Genomic DNA, 21,559 nt, shown 5'->3' with positions numbered 1-21,559 from the left:
TTAAGTTTCAAGTTGAAGTTTCCTGAAGAAAATATGAACGAGAGCCTAAGCCTTTGTGGGTAAAGCGCTAATCAATCTAGCAGTAATACCTGCCTGGTGATGTTGTATTAGTGGAATTCAACTTTTTGAACGGGCGCACGCCCTTAACTCTAACGGATTCCTATAGGAGGTTCGAAAAAACGTATGAATCGGTTAATCAACAAGCGCAAACGGGGTTTCACCCTCGTTGAAATCATGATCGTTGTTCTCATCATCGGCATCTTGTTAGCAATCGCTGTGCCGAACTTCATCAAGGCTCGTGAGACTTCGCGCGCCAAGGCTTGTCAATCGAATTTGCGCCAAATTGATGCAGGTAAAGAGCAGTGGGCGATGGACAACAAAGCCGCTGATGGCGATGCTGTTACCATGGGTGACTTGGTTCCGGACTACATCAAGAAGACTCCGGAATGTCCATCGGGCGGTACGTACACTGTCGGAAACGTCGGTGAAGACCCAACGTGCTCGATTGGTGGTACTCACACATTGTAATCATCGTGGGTATTGGAGGGGGATAGCGGTTCTTAATGGGCGGCTATCCCTTTTGCCTTCCTCAGGAGAAATAAGCCGATGAAAAAAAGAAAAAAGAACGAGAGAGGCTTTTCGTTAATGGAGAGTTTGTTCGCGATTTTCTTAGTCGCAATATGCGCGTCTATTATTGCAGCAACTCTTCCCGTCGCCAATACGAGCCGCGCACGAGCGGACTATCTCAATAAAGCGACAAACATTGCGCAGAAACAACTCGAAGCGATAAAAGCCGGTGGTTACTCTTCTTTAACCGGCGATGGTCTTTTTGCACTCGGTTTGCTGGATTCACCCACTGGTCTTCCGTCAATTCCGCCTTGGAAAAGGTTCGAATTCTCTAATACGGACAGTGTGAATTCCGATGCGCCGAATCAAGTGTTGCCACAGGGAAAGGGCTTCGTACTCATCAAGGATTTGAGACTCGACTTGAAACAAGTTACCGTGAAAGTCGAATGGACAGAACGCGGAACAGTTCGCGACTCTTCCTTGAGTGCTTATATCGGTAACTTCTAAAAAACATCCAATTTTACGAAGTCAAGGGGTTAGAAGAAAATGAAATCTCGAAAAATTCGAGGTGCTGTGGTCACTGAGGCTCTTCTCAGCATGACAATTACCAGTTTGGTGCTCTTAGGGAGCATTGTCGCTCTTTTGGTTACGCTTTCCGGTTGGTATCGGGGTGAAGCGCGGATTCAAGCAGAAGTGGAAGTACAGCAAGCACTTCGCTATGTGCGCGACACACTTCGTGAAGCGCTTTATGTAGAGGTAGATGCGGACCGAGAAGGCGTGACATATAGGCTTCCCAAAAAGGACGGAGATGGGAACATTATTTATCCAATGGTATGGGATGGAGTAGAGAGACGTTTCGAAATCACGGATGGAGCAGAACTCGTTTCAATTAGCGATGGGGATAAAAAAGTATTGCTTCACGATGTCGTTTTGACGGATACGGATGGTACGGATTACGACCCATTCACTCCGGGTAATGGAGCGATTATCCGCCAATTAGCGGTGCAACTCGTTACGAAACGCTTGCTTCGAGAATGTGAAGACAATCCACTCGATGTGGCTTACGGACGATGTCGCGAAATAGTCGTTTTGCGAAATGCCCCATCAGCCGGGTTTTGAGAAAAATCCTTTTCACGGGAGGATTTAGTATGAAAAGCACCCAAAAAGTATTACGAAAACAAAAAAGAGAACGAGGAATCGCTCTTATCTCCGTAATGGGGGTTTTGGCAATTGTTGCGATGGCAACTGTTGCGTATATTACTCGTGCAACGCACACAGTGCGTTTAGCGAGACTCAACGAATTGGAATCGAGACTATCGCATGTATGCGAGGCAGGCATCCAAGATTTAGTTCTCACTCTTTGGAAGCCTTTCAAGATGAAGCAAAGTTTCGATGAGCTGGACATTGTTTTGACAGGTGCTAGTACTGTATTGCCGAAATTTCCTGTTGCAGGAGTCGTTCAAAAAGACGACACATATACTACGGCAATCATTGGGTATTCGAAACCTGACAGTTACAAGCGCTTAGTTACTATTCGTTCGGTGGGTTGGCAGGATTCGAATAAAAACGGAGCGTTGGATTCCGATGAGTTTCGGAAAATCATTGACGTAACGATGACGTTCAATTTGGCTCGCAGTGAGGTGTTCGATTACACGTATTTCGTGAACAACTACGGCTGGATGAACGGTTTCGGTCCGAACGACCTCATCGTAAATGGCGATATGCGGGCAAACGGAGATTTCGATTTCAGTGGAGGAACTCCGACGATTAACGGGTCGGTGTTTGCAGCAGCAAACAATAAACTCGTTCCTCCGGCAAAGGGATTAGTAAACCTTACACCCAATCAGTGGTCTAATTCGTATTACAACACGCAACCGGACAAAGACAAAGTTCGACAGGCATGGGTCGAATCTCGACATGGAGTGAAAGGTTCAGAAGAGTTCGAAATATGGAGAGATTTCCTTTACGACAAAGACGGCGCCGTCATCAACAACCGTTTATATGGCGCTGTCATCGGAGATTCGAAAGGGTACAGAACCTATGACGGGAAAGTCCTCGACTCCACTCCTACGAAAGAAGTGGTAATGCCCGATTTGGACGACATCACGAAATACATCACAATAAGCTCGACTTATGTAGATACCAGGGCTACATTCGATAATGGCGCTACGAATCCTGACTATGGGAAGGGCGCATACGTCGAAGTCTATAGCACCGCGTTGAGAAAATACGTTCGCGTAGACACGAACGGTGTCGTAGCGGGGAGTGCGATCTTAATCGGCACGAACGGATATCCCATCAAAATCCACGGCCCTGTTACATTCACACAGGATTGCGTTATCAAAGGTTATGTTCAAGGACAGGGGACTATTTACACCGGTCGAAATGTTCATATCGTAGGGAGCATCTACTATAAAAACCCCCCCATCTTCAGCGGAAACAATCCCGACCAGATAGAAAAGAACAACTCTGCGAAGGACATTTTAGGATTGGCTGCAAGGGGAAGCATCATGATGGGGAATACCGCAAAATTCGGCTTCCCTTATCCCTTGAAGTACATGACCCCCCCATTTACTAAGGGGCGATATGACGAGAATGGGAACTGGATACCTCCTTTCGACGCAATGCAAATAGACGAGACAGGCAAAAGACGCTATCAAAGCGTCTTCGGTGACGCAATAATAAATTCCATTGCCGAACCGATCAACAATTTAGATTGCATCCTTTACACGAATTTCTTAGGTGGTGGAAGACTTGCGGACGGCGGAAAGGGAGTGAAGTTCAACGGCTCCATCATCAGTAGGGATGAAGCGATGGTGATTTACAGTCTGCCGATGGTGATGAACTACGACCACAGAATCCGTGAACGCTCGTCTACTCAACAGCCACTTATAGATATTTTTCTACCGAGAAGCCCAGTCGTAACGCAGGCTGTTTGGCAAGATAGAGGGCTTTACAAAGGCTAATAACTATAAAGAAAACAGGAGTAAGAAAATGGTGTACAGAAAATTTATAGCGAGATTTTTTGCAGCCGGTTTGTCGGTTTTCCTTTATGCAAGTGGGTTTTCTGCAATTATCAAAGCAGAACCAGACGGGAAAGAGGACCGCGTTCGCAATGAGCAAGAATTAGAAAAAGAACTTTCGTTCAACCAAGTCATTCCGCAAATCGGTGCAATAGAGCCGCCATCCATGACGGATAGCTCTCTGTTACAAAAAAGTGCTACGGATAATGAACCAACCGTAACATCTCTCCCGAGTGGTGGGAAGCGGAAAATTGACGATGAACAAGCCTTGAAAGCAGCGGAAGAGACCATTCAAACAGCAGGGAAACAAACTTGGTGGCGTTCGCTTTTCTTCGGTTTGCTTTTTACATGTTTAGGACTTGGCGCATGGATAGGTTTTCGTATATGGGTCGAAAAAAATTACGCTCCTCCGAAGTTCACCAGAACAAAATCAAAGAAATAAACACGGCTGACAAGATAGTTATCTACTATTGTCTCGCTTCTTCGTAAGGGTGGATTAATTCAACAAAACCACCGGGAAAGAGAGCGTTCGCTGTGGGAAACCTTAGATTCAGATCGCTTTTTTTAGCCTTTAGTGAATAACCGTCTGTTTTAAGACGATTTTTCAGCACATTCTCCATAGAGCATCATGCGTTTTCCAGTTGTTTTCTCTCTTTCAGTTCACCTTAGAACTCGGAGGTTTTTCCACATTCGCTCTGCATCCTAAATACAACAAAAACTCCCTTAAAAATCTTTTAAAATTAGGGAATTATAGGGTTAGATAAGACCATACTCATTTTCGATCCACTCACTCTAACATATGAAAACAAGACATCCGACCGTTTTAGGCAAAGCGTTGGAAAAAATCCTTGGCAGACCTGAGATTGTGCGAGAGGCGAAAGCCAGAATCGCTCTAAAACACTGGGAAGATATCGTAGGATGCATTCTTTCAAAGAAAAGCGCACCGGATCGATATAGCCGCGGCGTGTTATGGGTTTCGGTGAGTTCCTCTTTATGGGTTCAAGAATTACAGTTGCGTAAAAAGGAACTTCTAGCCAGTCTAAATGAGCGGTCCGGAGAAAATCTATTTCAGGATATCCGCTTTCGTGTGCAAAATATCGCGAAGGACATTTCTCGAAAAGAATCTGAAGACTGAGGGTAAGGAATCTCGAAGTTTGTTTTTTTGTTTGCAGAAAAGTTCGAAAAGCGCTATCCTCATATAGCGTTTCGTCCGTTGCTTGCGTGTTCACCCCTTTTCCTTTTTGGGGTTATCGTTCCTATTTATCCGCTTGCAATACTTGGTGTGTTTTTGGGTTTGTTCGTCTCGCGGAGATATCTACTATTAGGTGCGTGTTTATTTCTTATCGGTTTTATAAGCGCGATGAGCATGAAGAGTGTTAATCCGAGTTTGCCAACTGGTTGGAAACGTATAGTTGGAGTCGTATCGAATACACCAACTCATGAAGAAAAACTTCAGAGATTTGTTTTGAGAGTACGAAACGAGAGCGTGTTAGTTTTTGCACCGAAGGAGTTTTTGGTAGCAGCGGGAGACAAGGTTTCTGTAACAGGCGAACTCGAGCGAATAGTAGAGTATTCCGGTTTTCCCAAGAGTTCCGCTTCTTTCTGGAAGAGGCGCGGTGTCAATTATTCGATGAATGTTGCTTATTCCGGAAATTTCGAGATGTTGTCTCCAGGCGATGGTGTTTTAACGTTGGGTTCGTTATGGTTTTACGATACATGGCAGCGATTAAGAAGGCATTTGCCGGAGCGTGAGGCTGGTGCGACGATAGGGATGCTTGCTGGCCAGCAAGGATTAGTGGATAAGAGCCTTATGGAAAATATGCAACGCGCTGGCACGTTTCATATGCTTTCGACGAGCGGTGCAAACGTACTTATTATCGTCGGGGCGTTGTTTTTGTTGTTGAGTCATCTTCCCATTCCGAGGGCTTTGATAGTTGCCGTTATTCTGTTTATCCTCATAGCGTACATGGGTGGAGTGGGGGCGAGGCCTCCGGTCGTACGTGCTACATTGATGACGCTCGTGATGTTGATTTCTTCTGCATTCGGAAAAAGTCCGGATGGACTTTCCGCATGGGCTGCAGCGGGTATGGGTTACGCGGTTTACGAGCCGGGAGCGATATGGGATGTCGGATTCCAGTTGACTTTTATGATCGTTTTGTCGTTGCTTTTGTATTTGCCACATGTATTGTTTTTTGTTAGAAGAGTGGCAAAAAGTTTTTCGATGAAAGGGTTAGGCGTTGTTTGTGTTTGGTTGTTCATCGGGGTTATGACCACACTCATCGCACAGATAACCGCAGCGCCTCTTTTGATGATGAATTTTGGAAATGTTTCTTTAATCGCGCCGCTCGCTAATTTGTTGACCGCTCCGTTCATTCCATTTTTATATTTGGGTAATTCGCTTGCCCAGATCGGCGCACCATTTTCGGAATCGCTTTCTTATGGGTTCGATAGATTAATCACAGGTCCTTTTGCAAGTTGGATAGCCTCTGTAAGTGATGTTTTAGGTTCTTTTCCCTGGGCGGCGATTAAGACTGCATCGCTACCGGGAAGTTTGGCAGTCGTTTATTTTTTGGGCTTGATTTTATTGAGTCGTCCGGTAATTATCCCTCCGTCGTTTTGGGAAGAGAAGCAGTAGGGATGCGATGTTAATTTTTATTTTTAGAGATGGGAGTAGTCGCGATGTATTTTTACCCCTCCTTGAAGGTTCCCCCTCTTCGCTTCGCTATATGGGGAATCAGAGTTTTTAGGTTTCACTTACGTCGTTTTAGTTTCGGATTAAGGATTGAGAATGGAAAAAAGAGAGAAGGGGCTTACTTTTCTTTCATTTCTTCGAACTGTTTTTTTCGTTCCAATATTTTTTGCAGTTGTTGGGAAAGGGTATCTGCGGTTTCTCGGTCGCGTTCCACAATCTCTGGGTTTGCGCGTTCGAGAAAACGACGGTCGTTCAAGCGGCTCATCAATCGTTCAAGTTCCGCTTGAATTTTTTGCGATTCTTTTTCTAAACGCACAATTTCCCGGTCGAAGTCCACGAGTCCTTCGACTGGCAGGTGCAAATCCACGCCATTCGTATTTACGCTGACGAAGTTTCCTTTCGGTTTTCCGATTCGTATGGTTTCGAAATTAGCCTGCGAGCGAAGGAGGTTTTCGTTTACGCCGTCTCCCTCGATATAAATTTCCGGAAGGATCTTCCCGGGGGGGATTCCGATTTCATGACGGAGGTTACGAGCGGCACGTACGATTTCGATTTGTCGCTCCATCAATGCTTCTGCTTCGGTATCAGTGAAAACGCTCGGGAGAGATGGAAATAGCGTATAGTCTAAAAATTCCGGCTCTGCAATTCCGGGAAGGATTCGATAAATCTCTTCTGTGATATGAGGCATAAAAGGATGCATGAGTTTGCAGAATTCCGAGAGTGCGTACACGAGCACCGATTGTGCAAGTACGCGGGTGTCCGGATTTTGCAGACGAGATTTCACGATTTCGATGTACCAATCGCAAAACTCGCTCCAAAAGAACGAATAGAGTGCTTTGCAAGCGTCTGCCATGTCGTAGTTTTTTAGAGAGTCATCCACCGTAAGAGCGCACGAGCGGAGTCGAGACAAAATCCATACATCTTCCAATTCGAGAAAAAGTTTAATTTCCTCAGGGTTGTTATAAAGAGCCTCGAGTCTTTGTTGGAATTCACGATATTCTTCCGAATCTTTGGAAGAAGGCAAGTTCATGATTACAAAGCGGCTTGCGTTCCAAATTTTGTTGCAGAAGTTTCTCGCCTCTTCGATGCGTTTTTCACCGAAACGAATTTCTTGGTTGTGGCCTGCTTGCACCAAAAGACTGAATCGCATCGCGTCTGCGCCGTAGCGGTCTATGAATTCGATGGGGTCTATTCCCGTGCCGAGCGATTTGCTCATTCGCTTACCGGTTTCCGTCAGAACAGTTGCATGTACGTAGACATCATAAAATGGAATCTTCTTCATGAAATCGAGGCCATCTATAATCATGCGTGCAACCCAAAGGTAGAGGATATCTCGCGCAGTAACAAGCACATTGGTAGGGTAATAGCGTCTCAAATCTTTGGTATCTTCAGGCCATCCTAACGTTGCGAAGGGCCATATTGCGCTCGAGAACCACGTGTCTAATACGTCTGGGTCTTGTGTGACTTTGCATCCTGCTTTTTTTTCTGCTTCTTCTTCTGAAAACGCCGCAATCGGTTGATGTCCGTCTTCCGTGTAATAAATCGGAATGCGATGCCCCCACCAAAGTTGTCGGCTAACGCACCAATCCTTGATGTTTTCGAGCCATCGCAACGTAACATCGGCGAAACGTTCTGGGATGAAACGAATCTGTTCGTCTCGGAGCGCTTCGATTGCAGGCTGAGCGAGTTCTTTCATTCTACAGAACCATTGTTCGCTCAATAAAGGTTCGATAACTTGCCCGCTCCTGTCGCTGATTTTTAGAGGGACGTCGTAATCTTCGACTTTTTCGAGAAGACCTTCGGCAATTAAATCTTCGACTATTTTTTCGCGTGCTTCGTATCGGTCGAGGCCGTGATAAGGCGTTCCCGGTGCGATAATTTTTGCGTGTTCATCTATGCAAACGGGTACTTCATTAGGATTAGAAAAGTCCAACCCCATGCGTTGACCGACTTCGAAATCGTTCGGGTCGTGAGCAGGAGTTATTTTTACAGCGCCGGTTCCAAATTTCGGATCAGGATATTCATCCGCAATGAGCGGAATGATTCGCTTGACCAGCGGAAGGATTAATTTTCTTCCTATAAATTTTCGATAGCGTTCGTCTTCTGGATGCACAGCAACAGCGACATCGGCAAGCATCGTTTCGGGGCGAGTCGTCGCAACGACGATATATCCTTCTCCATCGGCGAAGGGATATCGTACGTAATAGAGTTTTCCTTTGCGAATTTCATCGTAGACTTCGATGTCGCTTACACTCGTTAATAGCCCGGGATCCCAATTGACGATTCGTTTGCCTCGATAGATTAATCCGCGTTCGAACCATGAGATAAAAACGTGCAAAACGGCGCGATAGTAGGCGTCGTCCATGGTGAATCGTTCGCGCGACCAATCGAATGCGAAGCCCAATCTTTTGAATTGCTTGAGAATCATTCCTCCGGATTCTTCTTTCCATTTCCAGACTCGTTCGAGGAATGCCTCGCGACCCAAATCGTGGCGAGAAAGTCCTTCCGCTTTGAGTTGGGCTTCGACGACTTTTTGCGTTGCTATGCCGGCGTGGTCGGTACCTGGAAGAATAAGGACTTCTTTGCCTTTCATTCGCATCCAACGCCCGATGACATCCTGGATGCTATAGCAAAGGGCATGTCCCATGTGGAGACTGCCGGTTACGTTTGGAGGGGGGATGGTTATGCAGAAGGGTTCTGCGTTCGGGTTAATTTTTTGGCAATATTCCGGGCGAAAGAGCCCGGCAGACTCCCAAACGGCGTACCATTTTTCTTCGACCTGTTTGGGATCGTAGCGTGTAGACAAGTTCGAATCCGTCATTCGCATTAACCTTCCTGTCTCGAGGGTTGTTGGGATTATACCTGAGAGCATATTGGCAAATCGAAGGGGCGTTTTCGGGGAGAACATCGGTAAGGATAGACACCGCTTCACTTTACGCTGTTGAAGTTTTCCTTTAGATAAAAAGATTATGGGAATGGGGGGGGCATGTAGAGATCTGTTTTCGTATTTGTTTACTTTATTTTACGATGGCAATTTATGCTCAGCTTTATCTTTCTCGACACATGCCTTTAATCTATCGTAGGATTCTTCCAAACTTTCAGGCAGTACGCGCACTTCGCCAATTACAGGCATGAAGTTCGTGTCTCCAATCCATCTGGGTACGACATGCCAATGCAAATGGTCCTCGATACCTGCTCCTGAGGCTCTGCCTAAATTCATTCCGATATTGAAGCCCTCCGGACGATACGCTTCCTTGAGCCAGCGAACGCATGCAGTAATGAGTTTTTGTGTTTCCAAAATTTCTTCGTCGGTTAAATCCTCTAAATTGGCGGTGTGTTTGTAAGGAGCAACCATGAGGTGACCGTTCGTGTAGGGATAAGCGTTAAGAATCACGAACGCATGTTTCCCGCGATACAAAATTAGGTTCTTACGGTCGTCACTTTCGCGCGGAAGTTTTACGAAAATACACTCCCCTCCGCCTTCTCGTGTTTCTTTAACGTAGCGAAACCGCCAGGGAGCCCAAAGCCTTCGCATGGAAACGAGTATGACCTAAAAGGGAAAATTTTCGGCGCGTTAAAGAGCGTATTAAGGATTGTCTTCTCACAAAGAGAAAGATATACTAAGAGCATTAGGAGGTTTTTATGGCAGTAAAAGTAGGTATCAACGGCTTTGGGCGCATCGGCAGGTTGACTTTGCGTGCGATTTTAGAAAAATATCCTAACGATATCGAGGTCGTAGCCATCAATGATATTACAGACCCGAAAACGAATGCGCATCTCTTTCAATGGGATAGCACTTATGGTCCTTTTTGCGGAGAAACGAAAGCCGGCGAAAACGACATTTACATCAATGGGAAATGCATTCGTTCTTTTGCTTTTAAAGACCCTGCGGAAATCGATTGGTCGAGCGAGGGTGTCGAAATCGTTTTAGAGGCGAGTGGGAAATTTACCGACAGAGAAAATGCGCAAAAACATTTGCGAGGAAGCGTGAAGAAAGTGATCATCAGTGCACCGGCAAAAGGCGAGGATTTGACGGTCGTATTAGGTGTGAATGAAGATATGTACGACCCTGCAAAGCATTCTGTCATCAGTAATGCGAGTTGCACGACGAATTGTTTAGCGCCTATGGCGAAAGTTTTATTAGATTCTTTCGGAATCGAAAAAGGATTTATGACGACGGTGCATGCTTATACGAACGACCAGCGTGTTCAAGACCAGGCGCATAAAGATTTACGACGTGCGCGAGCGGCGGGGCAAAACATCATTCCTACCACTACGGGTGCTGCGAAAGCAATTGGATCAGTGATTCCGGAACTAAAAGGGAAAATGAATGGATTTTCGTTGCGTGTTCCGGTAAGTACGGTAAGCGTCGTGGATTTGGTCGTTACATTGGAGCGAAATGCGACGGAGGAGGAAATTAACGAAGCGATGCGAGAGGCTTCGAAAAACCGAATGAAAGGGATCCTCGACGTGAAGGATGAGCCGCTCGTGAGCAGCGATTTCATCGGGAATACGCACTCTTGCATTATTGATTCGCAATTAACGATGATGCTGGGAGAGAAGATGGCGAAAGTAGTGGGCTGGTACGATAACGAGTGGGGTTATGCATGCCGCTGTGCTGACCTCATGAAGTTCTTAAAAGAACGCGGGCTTTAGTTTGTAGAATTCGCTAAGAGTTCACAAGCATAAAAAGAATAAGTTCGGTGAATCTATCTCGTATTTTTACCAGTTTTTATTTGAAAAGCCGAGAAATTTACCTTTGTTCCATGAAAAGTTCCCGCAAAGCATGGAAATGAGCGAAAATTGGAGTATCTTTTAAACAATTGGCTGTGACGTGCGGGAAACCGCAGGCTCGCATGTAGAGGACGATGAGAAGTTCTCTCAAATGTTCTGGTGCGTGAGTTTTGGGTGGAACGCATTGAATGCCAAGTAAAAAAATCTAGATAGAAAAGGAGGAAGCAGGCATGAAACGCCTCACAGTGTTATTGGGCTTGCTGTTGGGAACAACAGCAGCATTTGCAGACTATTCCACAGGGTTCGAAGCATCAGAGGGTTACAGCGCCAGTGCGTCTGGTGTAGTTCTTTCTGGGCAAGGTGGTTGGTATTTGCCAGGAGTTTCCGGAAGCGTAGACTACCTATGCTACACGTATTCTGGCAACGCCCCTGGTTTTTCTTCGAATCCGAACGGTGGCGCTCAATTCATTGCCGGAATGAGTCAAGGCGGCAGTTCACTTGCACGTGCGGAGCATGGTCATGATTACACCACTTCCGATGTTTGGACAGTGTCTTATGATTTCTGTCCCATCTTTTCCGAGACAGGTGCTGCAGCGCCGAACCTGAGCAGTGCATCCTTGCAGCCATCTACGACCGCGAAAATCTACATCGCTTTGAACAACTGGATGGTGGATGCGGATCCATCAATGGGTTGGAAAGCGCTGTATCTCGCGTATGACGCCGCAGGGGTGCAATTTTCGCAACCTGGTATGGGTGGCGGACCGGAATGGGAAAATTTGACCTATAACAAATGGTATAGGCAAAGCACTACGTTCAGCCGCTCGGAGAATCGAATCCTCGAAATAGCCATTACCGACCTTACGACCAACGTAACCACTACATTCCAACCCACTGGTTGGTACTTGCAGGGTGGTTCGACGGGTGGTTCTTTCACTGACCCGAGTGCATTTCGTTTCTTCACGGGTGGTTCGTTAGGGAACCACATGGCATGGGATAACCTTTCGATCGCCCCCCCGGCTAAAACGTTCGTTGCTGCATCGAAAGTGATTATCCGCGGGCAAGACGCATCGGGTGAGTACACGGACACGCATGTTTGTGACAACGTGTACGATAAAACAAACCGTGAACGCACGCAATCTGTAACCGGCGTAAAGATCCTCGTGCAATACACCGGATTCTCGCCGATAAAGACTGGCGCTACGAAGTTGACAATTCACACTCAGTTCAAATCGAGCCTTGCTGGCGCGACTTATTCATTAATCTTGATGAAGAAAGACACGTCAGGTTCAACGGTGCTAAGCACGGGAAGTGTCGGTACCTCAGAGCTCGAGATTACGGTAGACGCACCACCAGATCCGAATGTGTATATCAAAGATTCGGATGGCGAGGTATCGCTAAGGTACGACCTAACGAAGACGGGCTTCGTGCCAGGCGTGTGGACAGTGGACGTGGACTGTCTTGACTTCACCGTTCAGTAAATCGCTAAGCGATTGGTTTAGGGCTGCTTTTCAGCAGCCCTATTTTTCATATAGTTGGTCTTGAAGATAACGTTGTTACAAAGGAATTTTTATAGAAAAACGAGATTCGTTGGATAAAAACGATGAAAATTTTTATACTAATATGTACACTTCTTACTGGAGCAAGCGCTCGAGCGTGGATATTGCTCCATCAAGATCCTGGTTTCGGCGATTCTGCGTGGGGTTCGGTTTCTTCTTTAAATATTTATGATGATTTCGTTGTTGGTGGTCCAGGGTGGGAGATTGATAGAATAGATGTTTATGAATTGTATGGAAATGCAGATGTTTATGGGGATACCTATTACGTAGAAATTTGGAATGCTCCGCAGGACTTCGGTGGCGCTATAGTCACAGGACCATACAGTCACACTGATGTCGGAATCGGTCCGATAGGTGGATATGGTTATGCATCTTATTCGGTTGGATTTCAAATAGATGATACGCTCGAGGGGGGGTATGAAGGTTGTAATGACGGCGAAGGAATCATGCTCGGCCCAGGTGTTTATTGGCTACGATTTTGGGCGAGTAGTTCATCACCTTCTGGATATTTTTGGTACAACTCCAATGTGGGAAATCCGAATACTTCGAGTGCTTACATAGATGGCTTAGGTTATTCGGAAGAATGGGCAGGGGAATCCTTCGATATGTCACTCAAAATATCTTGTGGCATCCCAGAGTTTTCAACGCTCATTTATTTTACGGGGGGGTTATTGTTTCTTTGGAAACGTCATTTTCTAAGAAGATGATCACTATTGAATTGGATAAGATCATTCTTAGGACTCTTCTTTTTGTTTGGCTCTTTTTCGATGTTTCACGAATTCGATAATTGCGGGAAGCAAAGAGAGTGTGATAATCACCAATACTGCTATAGCGAAGTTTTTGCGAACGATTTCCAAACCTCCGAAGAAATATCCTCCCAAAACAAAAAAACTCACCCAAAAGAAAGCGCCGAAAACGCAGTAAGCGGCAAATTTCGGGTAACTCATTTGCCCGATCCCTGCAACGAACGGTGCGAAGGTTCGAACGATGGGAACGAAACGCGCAATCACGATTGTTTTTCCGCCATATTTTTCGAAAAAGGAATGGGTTTTCTCGAGGTGTTTGCGCTTGAAAAGACGCGATTTTTCATAATGAAAGACTCGAGGACCCACGAATTTTCCGACTTGATAATTCACGTTATCGCCAGAGAAAGCGGCGAGGGGAAGAAGAATCAAAAGCAATGCTAAATTGAGGTTTCCTCTATCGGGATGCGCGAAAAGACCCAAAGCGAACAAAAGAGAATCTCCGGGAAGAAACGGAGTTATGACTAATCCCGTTTCGCAAAAGATAACGATAAAGATTATGAGATAAATCCACGTATCGTATCGTTGAATCAACTCGCCGAGGTGGCGATCGAGATGGATGAGGATGTCGAAAAACTGTCGTAACCAATCCATGAAGAATCGTTTTATGCTGATACGGGGACAGGAGTTTGTTCGACAAGATTTTCCGGGTTTAGTCCTTCGAGATGGGGAAGCACGAAAAGCCCGTTTTTGCGGATGAGCACCCCATCGAACCAAACTTCCCCCCCGCCGTATTCCGGACGCTGAATCATGACCGTATCCCAGTGGATCGCGGATTTATTTCCATTCCCCCCCTTGCCTTCGTAGGCATTTCCGGGCGTCAAATGAAACGACCCAGCGATTTTTTCGTCGAAAAGCGTGTCTTTCATCGGATGAAGAATGTAGGGGTTGAAACCGAGAGACCATTCTCCGAAATATCGCGCGCCTTCATCGGTATCGAGAATTTCGTTGATTTCTTTCGTTAAGCCATCCGCCGATGCTTCGATGATTTTGCCGTTTTTAACGACGTATCGTATATTTTTGAATTCTATTCCGCGATACAAAGAAACTGTGTTGAATTGAATCACGCCGTTCGCGGAGTCTTTAGTCGGGCATGAGAAGCATTCTCCATCGGGAATGTTTCGTTTACCAACGCAAGGCACGCTTCCGATATCTCGAATGGAAAAGGTGAGGTCAGTTCCGGGACCGACTAAGCGAACGATGTCCGTTTTATCCATAAGTTCTTTCAAAGGTTCGCAGGCTTTTTCCATTTTGGAATAATCGAGATTGCAAACTTTGAAATAGAAATCCTCGAAGGCTTGCGTACTCATTCCTGCTTGCTGTGCCATGCTCGGAGTGGGCCATCGCAAAACGACCCATTTCGTTTTCGCCACGCGCGTTTCGAAGACAACAGGAACGGCGTATATCTTTTGCCACATCGCCATAACATCGGGGGGGACATCGCTAAATTCCGCCACGTTGTTGCTTCCTCGCAAGGCGATGTATGCGGTCATTTTTTCCATTTCGTATTTTTCGATATCGGCAATTAATTGTGCATTCGCTTCGTTCATTCCAAGAAGTTTTTGACGATTGACCTTTTCGGATTCTAATCGCGTAACAGCTTTGGCTCCTGTGTTTTGGATCACTCTTAAGAATTCAGCGGTGATTTCGTCCGGGATATCGAATGCGTGAAAAAGGACACAATCGTTCGGGGTGAGTTCTATAGAATAGGAAACGATTTTCGATGCCAGTTCTCGAATCCGAGGGTCTATCATGATTTCGAGATTACCCAATGGCGGCGACGACTATGTTTTCAGTGGAGTGCATTCCCAAGCGGAATTTGGGAACCAGGAATGAGGGAACGAGGGAATGAGGGAATACACAAGGAGATATTTATTTATAACTTCCAAACGTAATTTGCATAGAGGGATCTCCGGTCGAGCGAGATTATTTCATTGCAAAAGGCAATTGCGCTATGATAAGCGCATGGAACCGGTTGTTGCACTTCTTATGGGAAGCGATTCCGATTTGCCAGTATTCGAACAGGCGGAGGAGGTTTTGAAAGCATTCGGAGTACCTTACGAATTGGATGTGATGAGCGCGCATCGTTCACCCGAGCGTGTGTCGAAGTATGTGCAATCGGCGAAGGAGCGTGGCTTGAAGGTGATTATCGCAGGGGCGGGAATGGCGGCGCATTTGGCTGGAGTGGCTGCTTCCTATACGACCCTTCCTGTTATCGGCATTCCGATTTCTTCAGGAGCGATGAACGGTTTGGATTCGCTGCTTTCCACCGTCCAGATGCCTCCGGGAGTACCTGTCGGAACGGTTACGATAAATGGAGGCAAGAACGCCGCACTTTTTGCAATCGAGATTTTAGCGACCTCCGATTCTGAACTGGCTCAGAAATTGGACGAGTTTCGAAAGGAGCAGCGTGAATCGGTCGAGGAGAAAAGCGCAAGAACGAAAAGACGAGGGTGATTCGTGAATTATAAATTATGCCTCGGCACCCGTTGTCGAGGCTTTTTATTATTTATTAGAAAAACATCCTTAACGATTTCCTGCTTCGCAAGGGGAACCAGGCATTGTATATTTTTGAGATTGGGGGGGTGAACGTTTGAATTTTTTTTCAACGCGAATGGAACTTTTCATACATCAACTAAATCTTTTTCAGAGCCTGGCTCAAATCTTTGATCAAATCCTCTGCGTTTTCCAGACCGATGGAAGAACGCAAGAACCATTCTTCGGGGGCGTTTTCCTCCGAAGGAGGCGAAAAGGGGATGACAAGGGATTCATGTCCCCCCCATGAACAGCCGATGCGGAAAAGTTTCAGGTTATTGCAAAGCGCGAAGGCTTTATCTCGGGAAGCATCTTTCAACTGGAATGATAAAAGCCCGCTCGTTCCTCTCATTTGCTTTTTCACGAGTTCACGTCCTTCGTGAGAATCGAGGCCGGGATAGAAAACTTTTCGAACCTTCGGATGAGACTCGAGAAATTGCGCAACTCGTAGAGCGTTCGCTTGGTGTCTTTCCATCCTCAATGCAAGAGTTCTCAGCGAACGAATCAAAAGCCATGCTGCGAAAGGGTCGAGGATAGCTCCCAGGAGCAAGCCTTCTTCATTTCGCAAGACGGACATTCGTTCCAGCGAACCGCAAACTGCGCCGGCGATCAAATCGCTGTGCCCCCCCAAGTATTTCGTAGCTGAATGAACCACTAAATCCACACCGAACTCTATGGGGTTTTGGAAATACGGTGAAGCGTTGCTATTATCTAAAATGGTCGCAATATTTTTGGTTTTAGCGATTGCCACGATTCCTTCGATGTCTTGTATATCGAAAAACATGGAGCCGGGCGTCTCGAGGTATATCAAAGAAGTGTTCGGGCGAATCGCTTCTCTTATCGCATCGAGAGATTTTCCATCTACGAATGTCGTTTCGATCCCGAACCTCGAGAGATATTGGGAAAGAAATTGTCGAGTAGGTCCGTAAGCAGAATTGGTGCAAATCACATGTGTATTTATTCGAGTGCAGGAGAGGATAGCGGCGCTAATCGCTGCCATCCCGCTGGAAAATAACCGACAGTCGTCCGCTTTTTCCAAGGCGGCGATTTTTCGTTCGGCAATGCGAATCGTGGGATTGCTTACGCGCGTATAATCCCAAACATCCGGGTCGGTCGTTCTTCCGGAAAATTTTTCTGCATCTTCGTAAACGAAAAGGGAATTTTGAAAAATGGGGGGGACGACTGCTTGCGCGAAATGCTTTTCTTCCGCGAAGCGCTGACAAATAGTTTCGAACTCCCAATCTTTAGAATTCGACATGTTTAGAGATGAGCCTTAAACCATTCGAGGTTATTCGTAATCATTGAAGAATCGTAGTCATGGCCACCCTCGTAAACAATCAGCCTTTTTTCGCATTGCAAGGCGTCGTAAATAGCGCGAACGTTTTCCGGTTTGCATGCGGGGTCTTTTTTCCCGTAACTGATTTGCACAGGGATTTCGATTTTCGAAGCATGATTGACGGTATCGAAATAGGAAATCGTGCGCAATACGATTTCTTTATCTAAAGAATGCGAATCCATGTAATCTGTCACTTCTTTTAGAGGATATCGATAAATTTTTTTATTGAATACTTCGCGCATGGCTGCTAAAAAAGGCAAATCTGCGGCGACGACGCGAATATAAGAAGAGAGCCAAGATAACCATAGTGCGATTCCCCCCCCTTGACTGATTCCCATCGCACCGATTCGAGTTTCGTCCGCTTCTGGTTGTGCGGCTAGTGCGCGTATCGCTAACATACAGTTTTGTGCAATTTCACGAAAGACCCATGTGTGAGGATCAGAGATTCCTTGCGCGAAATACCCTCTACTCGGCTCGTAACTTTCTCGATAAAAAGCAGGGAAACCATGCAAGTTGAAGGATAGGCTTACGAAACCAGGGCGAGTGGTGTATGGATTAGGAATGCTTCCTTCGCGTCCGTACGGGGGGATCCAAAGAAATGCAGGAATGGGTTCTCCACCTTCCTCGGGAATGGCAATCCATCCGTAAAGTTTGTTTCCCTTAATTCCTCGAAAATCGAGGCTATTTACGAAAAACCCTTGCAAACGATAAATGTTTTTGTCGCCTCGGGTGAAATCCAATTGAGCGCCATTCACTTCTTCGAGTGTTTCTCGCCAGAAGTCGTCGAAGTTGTCGGGTTGATAGGGTCGAAAAAGGTCATCTTTAGGGGAAGTGGATGCTTGCGAGTAGTTAGGAGTAAGCGGCATCTGCTCCTACCGAACGTTGGTGAGGCTCGACATGTAATCCGGTGGTGTGCAGCCAAGCGATACAGCGCTGCACTTCCTCGATGGGTCCTTCCAATTCGATTTGCGCCCATCCGAAATCCTCGTCTATATTGGCTTTTAGGATGTTGACCTTGACGTTGAAGTCTGTACAGATTCGCCAAATCCAGGGCTCTTTCACTTGATCGTATCGGGCGACAAGGTTCAGAACGACTTTCTCGACATCATTCTTCGCCCCTCCTGCGATAGCCGGCAGGATTACGAGTTCATCTCCATTCTTCAAGGGGGTTTCGAGACCTCGAAGGTTACGGATGTTTTCCCGGCCTACGAATACGTTCACGTATCGTCGAAGCGCTCCAGAATCATCGAGGAGACGGCCAGCTAAACCTGGACACGCGGCTTCTAAAGCCATGAAGGCTTCACCAACCGACTCAGCGGAAACCTCGATAGTCTGCCTACCCTCTGTAAGGGATATGAGCGCGGAAGGCAGGCGGATAGATATAGGCATACTAAGGAAAGTTTACCCATGCTCCAGTTTCCTGCCAAGAGCACCGAAGAGGTATACTAATTGCAGTCTTCCAGGAGAAGAACGAGAATTGATTGAAGTCATCGTACAACCTAACGAAAGCATAGACAGCGCTCTCAAGCGCTTCAACACCAAACTCCAGCAGAGTGGTCTTCTCAAGAAACTCAAGGAGCACATGCACTACGAGAAACCGAGTGAAAGGAAACGCCGTACGAGCAACCGGCGTCCACGTCGCATAAAGTAAGCCAGCATGAAGCGCAATTCCGTTCTCGTTTTCGTAACCGCCTCCTAAAGGAGGCACCGATGAGCACGACACGCCTTTCTCTAAAACTTTTATCTAAGACCGGTCTTTTACAAAGCCGCATCATTAAAATTTCCTTGTCTGGTTTTTGGTATTTCTCGGGTGCGCTCATCTTAACGCTGGCTTTTCTTGCGCATCATGTTCCTCCATTCGATTCGGTATGGGCGATATCGCTTTTTGTCGGATGTTTAGCGGGAATGGTGCTCGTTCGCATTTATATCCGCTCTGACAGCAAAGATGAAATTGATGTCCCGACAGCGTGTCGTTTATCATGGAGCATGGTTTTTTGGGGATAGCGGGAATGCAAATTGCACGTTATGCGCTACCGTTCGAGGGGGGGAAGACGCCCGAAGTCGCTCCTCTTGCATCCGCTCCCATGCTCGCTTTAGGTCTTTTAGCGAGTAGTCTCATCGGATTACGGCAAAGCATATTAATCGTGACACTCGCTACTTTAGGAGCGATAGCGACCCAAATCCTCGATCCGAAACTTCTTATAGGGACATGGCTGGCAACGATGTTCGGGGCGCATTGGATCAATCCGATGCGGCAACGGAGTCATTTGCTACGCACGACATACTATTTAGCTGCCGCCTTTTTTGTCGTTTCTTATGCGTTTGCAATGCTCAATTCGTTTTCTTTTCAAACTGCGCTTTTATCCGCTGGCTGGGGAGTTATTGCAAGCGTGTTCGCGCTCGCGTTGTATTGGTTCGGTCTCGTTGCATTCGAGAAAGCGTTCAACGTCGTTTCCGACACGACCTTATTGGAACTTTGCAGCCCAGACCATCCTCTTCTTTTGGAACTGATGACTCATGCACCCGGAACTTATGCGCATAGCGTTATGGTGGGGAATTTAGCGGAGCATGCGGCGCGGGCAATCGGAGCGCATCCGTTGCGATGCAGGGCGATGGCGTATTATCACGATGTCGGGAAAATGAAGCGTCCTTCTTTTTTCATCGAGAATAAAGTGGGAGAAAACCCTCACGAAAAATTAATGCCGGCTCTAAGTGCGCGCATTATCAGCACACATGTAAAGGACGGCCTTCAATTAGCGGAGAAATACCGACTTCCTCAGCCGATACGCGATGCGATTGCAGAGCACCACGGAACGAGTTTAATCAGTTACTTTTATTCGCGATACACGAAAGATACAGGCGCAGAAGATCCGATTTTAGAACAGCATTTTCGATATCCCGGTCCGAAGCCGAGAAGCAAAGAGACTGCGATATTGATGTTGGCAGATAGAGTGGAAGCGGCGACGAGAACCCTTCCGAATTTTAATCCTGGAAGACTAAGAACCTATATTCAAGAAATCGTCCAAGATGCGCGCGAGGATGGGCAGTTAGATGATTCAGAATTGACGTTTCGTGATTTGCATACGATTGTAGACTCATTCGTGGCGACACTGAGCGCAGTATGGCATGAGAGAATCGACTATACGACAACGACTTGGGAAAGTATTGAAGACGAAACATCGGATATCCATCGTGAATCGGTCGGGAAAACGCCTGCGAACCCGAATCCTTAAAAAAGCGCTTACGACGATGCTCGAATCTGAAAGTCAACCTCCTTCGGAAATCACAGTCCTTCTGACGAACGAAGAAGAAATACGCGAACTTAATAGAAAGTTCCTCGGGAAGAACCGACCTACGGATGTGTTGAGTTTTCCATCGGGGGGGTTTCCGCGGGAAAATTATTTAGGCGATATTTCTATTTGTGTGCCGATTGCAGCAATGCAGGCGAAAACTAAAAAACATAGCCTCGAATACGAACTCGCTTTCCTCGCCGTACATGGGGGGCTGCATTTATTGGGTTACGAAGATGAAACGGAGAATGGATATCGGAAGATGATGCGAAAAACGATGAAAGTCATGCGAATGATAGGGTTGAAAAATGCATAGGAATTTAATCAAGCCTTTCGCCACGGCGATGAGCGGTGTGGTTTACGCTTTCAAGACCCAGCGCCATATGCGCTTTCATCTTTATGCGGTCGTTTTGATTATTCTTCTCGGGATTTACATGGACTTGCGTCTTCGAGAGATGATCGTGATTTTGTTTATGGTTAGTTTCGTTGTCGTAGCGGAGATGTTCAACTCTGCGATCGAAGCGGTCGTTGATTTAGCGCAGCCTCGATATCATCCTCAGGCGAAATTGGCGAAGGATATGGCGGCAGGAGGCGTTTTGATTACCTCGGTAACAGCAGTCTCCGTGGCATTGCTTCTTTTATTAGGAGATGCGCGTTGGGAAGAAATCGCCCTTCACCTCACCTCGCCGATACGTCAAACGGCGTTGACGCGCACATTTCTTTTAGGTTTGTTGATGCTTTTCGCGCTTATCGTAATTTTTAAAGGGTTAGGAAAACGCGGACAAGTTTTCAAGGGGGGGCTCGTGAGCGGACATGCCGCTTTCGCTTTTTTCTTCGCTTTCTATATCGTTTTTCTTTCCGGGAATATGGTTGTCTCTTCCATTGCGATTGTGCTCGCCGTGATGGTTGCGCAGAGTCGTTGGGAAACGAAGGTGCATTCTTTGGTGGAATTGGGTCTAGGGGCTATTTTAGGAACCGGTCTTGCGATCGTACTTTTCGGATTCGGAGCACGCTGAAATGAAA

General features: G+C 46.5%; 23 protein-coding genes. 16 read left to right on the top strand and 7 right to left on the bottom strand.

What is annotated here, in order from left to right; translation table 11 throughout:
* Positions 1-183: 183 nt before the first annotated feature.
* The 7 genes from VNK96_03365 (at position 184) to VNK96_03335 (ending at position 6,225) form a co-directional block, all read left to right on the top strand.
* Positions 184-528, top strand: a complete 345-nt coding sequence (locus tag VNK96_03365) for a prepilin-type N-terminal cleavage/methylation domain-containing protein (GenBank protein ID HWP30753.1) — start codon at positions 184-186, stop codon at positions 526-528.
* A 78-nt stretch (positions 529-606) separates the two neighbouring features.
* Positions 607-1,074, top strand: coding sequence for a type II secretion system protein (locus VNK96_03360; GenBank protein HWP30752.1), 468 nt, complete (start codon positions 607-609; stop codon positions 1,072-1,074).
* A gap of 39 nt (positions 1,075-1,113) precedes the next feature.
* A complete protein-coding gene (locus tag VNK96_03355; protein ID HWP30751.1) occupies positions 1,114-1,686 on the top strand; it encodes a hypothetical protein in 573 nt (190 codons plus the stop codon).
* 29 nt (positions 1,687-1,715) lie between these two features.
* A complete protein-coding gene (locus tag VNK96_03350) occupies positions 1,716-3,533 on the top strand; it encodes a hypothetical protein (protein HWP30750.1) in 1,818 nt (605 codons plus the stop codon).
* Positions 3,534-3,561: 28 nt separating this feature from the next.
* Positions 3,562-4,032, top strand: coding sequence for a hypothetical protein (locus tag VNK96_03345; GenBank protein ID HWP30749.1), 471 nt, complete (start codon positions 3,562-3,564; stop codon positions 4,030-4,032).
* A 357-nt stretch (positions 4,033-4,389) separates the two neighbouring features.
* Positions 4,390-4,725 carry a DUF721 domain-containing protein gene (locus tag VNK96_03340; protein ID HWP30748.1) on the top strand — a complete coding sequence of 112 codons (336 nt, stop codon included), beginning with the start codon at positions 4,390-4,392 and terminating at the stop codon, positions 4,723-4,725.
* Positions 4,726-4,956: 231 nt separating this feature from the next.
* Complete coding sequence (locus VNK96_03335; GenBank protein HWP30747.1) at positions 4,957-6,225, top strand: ComEC/Rec2 family competence protein; 1,269 nt, start codon at positions 4,957-4,959, stop codon at positions 6,223-6,225.
* A gap of 175 nt (positions 6,226-6,400) precedes the next feature.
* Here the strand turns inward: VNK96_03335 and VNK96_03330 are convergent, their stop codons facing one another.
* Together VNK96_03330 and VNK96_03325 are read right to left on the bottom strand one after the other, a co-directional pair.
* The gene (locus VNK96_03330; protein ID HWP30746.1) at positions 6,401-9,103 is read right to left on the bottom strand and encodes a valine--tRNA ligase; all 2,703 of its coding nucleotides are present in this window, start codon (positions 9,101-9,103) and stop codon (positions 6,401-6,403) included.
* Between the two features lie 201 nt (positions 9,104-9,304).
* Positions 9,305-9,817 (bottom strand): HIT domain-containing protein, encoded by a 513-nt coding sequence (locus tag VNK96_03325; protein ID HWP30745.1) that lies wholly within the window; start codon positions 9,815-9,817, stop codon positions 9,305-9,307.
* 107 nt (positions 9,818-9,924) lie between these two features.
* On the opposite strand from VNK96_03325, the gene gap reads away from it, so the two are divergent.
* The 3 genes from gap to VNK96_03310 all read left to right on the top strand — a co-directional run bounded on the left by gap (position 9,925) and on the right by VNK96_03310 (position 13,279).
* Positions 9,925-10,938, top strand: a complete 1,014-nt coding sequence (gene gap, locus VNK96_03320; GenBank protein ID HWP30744.1) for a type I glyceraldehyde-3-phosphate dehydrogenase — start codon at positions 9,925-9,927, stop codon at positions 10,936-10,938.
* A gap of 308 nt (positions 10,939-11,246) precedes the next feature.
* A complete protein-coding gene (locus tag VNK96_03315; GenBank protein HWP30743.1) occupies positions 11,247-12,494 on the top strand; it encodes a hypothetical protein in 1,248 nt (415 codons plus the stop codon).
* Positions 12,495-12,616: 122 nt separating this feature from the next.
* On the top strand, positions 12,617-13,279 hold the full coding sequence (locus VNK96_03310; protein ID HWP30742.1) for a hypothetical protein: 663 nt from the start codon (positions 12,617-12,619) through the stop codon (positions 13,277-13,279).
* A gap of 27 nt (positions 13,280-13,306) precedes the next feature.
* Here the strand turns inward: VNK96_03310 and VNK96_03305 are convergent, their stop codons facing one another.
* The gene (locus VNK96_03305) at positions 13,307-13,969 is read right to left on the bottom strand and encodes a DedA family protein (protein HWP30741.1); all 663 of its coding nucleotides are present in this window, start codon (positions 13,967-13,969) and stop codon (positions 13,307-13,309) included.
* 11 nt (positions 13,970-13,980) lie between these two features.
* Complete coding sequence (locus VNK96_03300) at positions 13,981-15,129, bottom strand: aminopeptidase (GenBank protein ID HWP30740.1); 1,149 nt, start codon at positions 15,127-15,129, stop codon at positions 13,981-13,983.
* Positions 15,130-15,340: 211 nt separating this feature from the next.
* Here VNK96_03300 and purE point away from each other — a divergent pair, with 211 nt between their 5' ends.
* Positions 15,341-15,832 carry a 5-(carboxyamino)imidazole ribonucleotide mutase gene (gene purE / locus VNK96_03295; GenBank protein ID HWP30739.1) on the top strand — a complete coding sequence of 164 codons (492 nt, stop codon included), beginning with the start codon at positions 15,341-15,343 and terminating at the stop codon, positions 15,830-15,832.
* Positions 15,833-16,010: 178 nt separating this feature from the next.
* Here purE and VNK96_03290 read toward each other — a convergent pair whose 3' ends face one another.
* The 3 genes from VNK96_03290 to VNK96_03280 are packed head-to-tail and all read right to left on the bottom strand — an operon-like array spanning position 16,011 to position 18,635.
* A complete protein-coding gene (locus VNK96_03290) occupies positions 16,011-17,168 on the bottom strand; it encodes a PLP-dependent aspartate aminotransferase family protein (protein HWP30738.1) in 1,158 nt (385 codons plus the stop codon).
* Positions 17,169-17,170: 2 nt separating this feature from the next.
* Positions 17,171-18,112: an acetylxylan esterase gene (locus VNK96_03285; GenBank protein ID HWP30737.1), complete on the bottom strand. Its 942-nt coding sequence runs from the start codon at positions 18,110-18,112 to the stop codon at positions 17,171-17,173.
* Positions 18,096-18,635 (bottom strand): NIL domain-containing protein, encoded by a 540-nt coding sequence (locus VNK96_03280; GenBank protein ID HWP30736.1) that lies wholly within the window; start codon positions 18,633-18,635, stop codon positions 18,096-18,098. Before VNK96_03280 ends, VNK96_03285 begins: the two co-directional genes overlap by 17 nt.
* An 88-nt stretch (positions 18,636-18,723) precedes the next feature.
* Here VNK96_03280 and rpsU point away from each other — a divergent pair, with 88 nt between their 5' ends.
* Genes rpsU through VNK96_03255 form a run of 5 tightly spaced genes read left to right on the top strand, consistent with a single transcriptional unit; the run spans position 18,724 to position 21,552 of the window.
* The gene (gene rpsU, locus VNK96_03275) at positions 18,724-18,897 is read left to right on the top strand and encodes a 30S ribosomal protein S21 (GenBank protein HWP30735.1); all 174 of its coding nucleotides are present in this window, start codon (positions 18,724-18,726) and stop codon (positions 18,895-18,897) included.
* A 59-nt stretch (positions 18,898-18,956) separates the two neighbouring features.
* Positions 18,957-19,250: a hypothetical protein gene (locus tag VNK96_03270; GenBank protein ID HWP30734.1), complete on the top strand. Its 294-nt coding sequence runs from the start codon at positions 18,957-18,959 to the stop codon at positions 19,248-19,250.
* Positions 19,226-20,479 (top strand): HDIG domain-containing protein, encoded by a 1,254-nt coding sequence (locus VNK96_03265; protein ID HWP30733.1) that lies wholly within the window; start codon positions 19,226-19,228, stop codon positions 20,477-20,479. Before VNK96_03270 ends, VNK96_03265 begins: the two co-directional genes overlap by 25 nt.
* A 16-nt stretch (positions 20,480-20,495) precedes the next feature.
* The gene (gene ybeY / locus VNK96_03260) at positions 20,496-20,852 is read left to right on the top strand and encodes an rRNA maturation RNase YbeY (protein ID HWP30732.1); all 357 of its coding nucleotides are present in this window, start codon (positions 20,496-20,498) and stop codon (positions 20,850-20,852) included.
* The gene (locus tag VNK96_03255; GenBank protein HWP30731.1) at positions 20,845-21,552 is read left to right on the top strand and encodes a diacylglycerol kinase; all 708 of its coding nucleotides are present in this window, start codon (positions 20,845-20,847) and stop codon (positions 21,550-21,552) included. The genes ybeY and VNK96_03255 overlap by 8 nt, the downstream gene beginning before the upstream one ends.
* The last annotated feature ends 7 nt before the right edge of the window (positions 21,553-21,559 follow it).

The organism is Fimbriimonadales bacterium, from assembly GCA_035559795.1.
Taxonomy (GTDB): domain Bacteria; phylum Armatimonadota; class Fimbriimonadia; order Fimbriimonadales; family ATM1; genus DATMAR01.
The sequence above is the reverse complement of the archived record's forward strand: the minus strand, read 5'-3'. Positions and strand labels throughout refer to the sequence as shown.

Bases quoted from the DNA above. Each gene is read 5' to 3' on its own strand.
- VNK96_03335 (HWP30747.1), top strand. From the start codon at position 4,957: ATGAAGAGTGTTAATCCGAGTTTGCCAACTGGTTGGAAACGTATAGTT.
- VNK96_03330 (HWP30746.1), bottom strand. From the start codon at position 9,103: ATGACGGATTCGAACTTGTCTACACGCTACGATCCCAAACAGGTCGAA.
- VNK96_03360 (HWP30752.1), top strand. From the start codon at position 607: ATGAAAAAAAGAAAAAAGAACGAGAGAGGCTTTTCGTTAATGGAGAGT.
- VNK96_03255 (HWP30731.1), top strand. From the start codon at position 20,845: ATGCATAGGAATTTAATCAAGCCTTTCGCCACGGCGATGAGCGGTGTG.
- gap (HWP30744.1), top strand. From the start codon at position 9,925: ATGGCAGTAAAAGTAGGTATCAACGGCTTTGGGCGCATCGGCAGGTTG.
- VNK96_03265 (HWP30733.1), top strand. From the start codon at position 19,226: ATGGAGCATGGTTTTTTGGGGATAGCGGGAATGCAAATTGCACGTTAT.
- VNK96_03280 (HWP30736.1), bottom strand. From the start codon at position 18,635: ATGCCTATATCTATCCGCCTGCCTTCCGCGCTCATATCCCTTACAGAG.
- VNK96_03285 (HWP30737.1), bottom strand. From the start codon at position 18,112: ATGCCGCTTACTCCTAACTACTCGCAAGCATCCACTTCCCCTAAAGAT.
- VNK96_03270 (HWP30734.1), top strand. From the start codon at position 18,957: ATGAGCACGACACGCCTTTCTCTAAAACTTTTATCTAAGACCGGTCTT.
- ybeY (HWP30732.1), top strand. From the start codon at position 20,496: ATGCTCGAATCTGAAAGTCAACCTCCTTCGGAAATCACAGTCCTTCTG.
- VNK96_03340 (HWP30748.1), top strand. From the start codon at position 4,390: ATGAAAACAAGACATCCGACCGTTTTAGGCAAAGCGTTGGAAAAAATC.
- VNK96_03325 (HWP30745.1), bottom strand. From the start codon at position 9,817: ATGCGAAGGCTTTGGGCTCCCTGGCGGTTTCGCTACGTTAAAGAAACA.
- VNK96_03305 (HWP30741.1), bottom strand. From the start codon at position 13,969: ATGGATTGGTTACGACAGTTTTTCGACATCCTCATCCATCTCGATCGC.
- VNK96_03300 (HWP30740.1), bottom strand. From the start codon at position 15,129: ATGATAGACCCTCGGATTCGAGAACTGGCATCGAAAATCGTTTCCTAT.
- VNK96_03350 (HWP30750.1), top strand. From the start codon at position 1,716: ATGAAAAGCACCCAAAAAGTATTACGAAAACAAAAAAGAGAACGAGGA.
- VNK96_03365 (HWP30753.1), top strand. From the start codon at position 184: ATGAATCGGTTAATCAACAAGCGCAAACGGGGTTTCACCCTCGTTGAA.
- VNK96_03310 (HWP30742.1), top strand. From the start codon at position 12,617: ATGAAAATTTTTATACTAATATGTACACTTCTTACTGGAGCAAGCGCT.
- purE (HWP30739.1), top strand. From the start codon at position 15,341: ATGGAACCGGTTGTTGCACTTCTTATGGGAAGCGATTCCGATTTGCCA.
- VNK96_03290 (HWP30738.1), bottom strand. From the start codon at position 17,168: ATGTCGAATTCTAAAGATTGGGAGTTCGAAACTATTTGTCAGCGCTTC.
- VNK96_03355 (HWP30751.1), top strand. From the start codon at position 1,114: ATGAAATCTCGAAAAATTCGAGGTGCTGTGGTCACTGAGGCTCTTCTC.
- VNK96_03315 (HWP30743.1), top strand. From the start codon at position 11,247: ATGAAACGCCTCACAGTGTTATTGGGCTTGCTGTTGGGAACAACAGCA.
- VNK96_03345 (HWP30749.1), top strand. From the start codon at position 3,562: ATGGTGTACAGAAAATTTATAGCGAGATTTTTTGCAGCCGGTTTGTCG.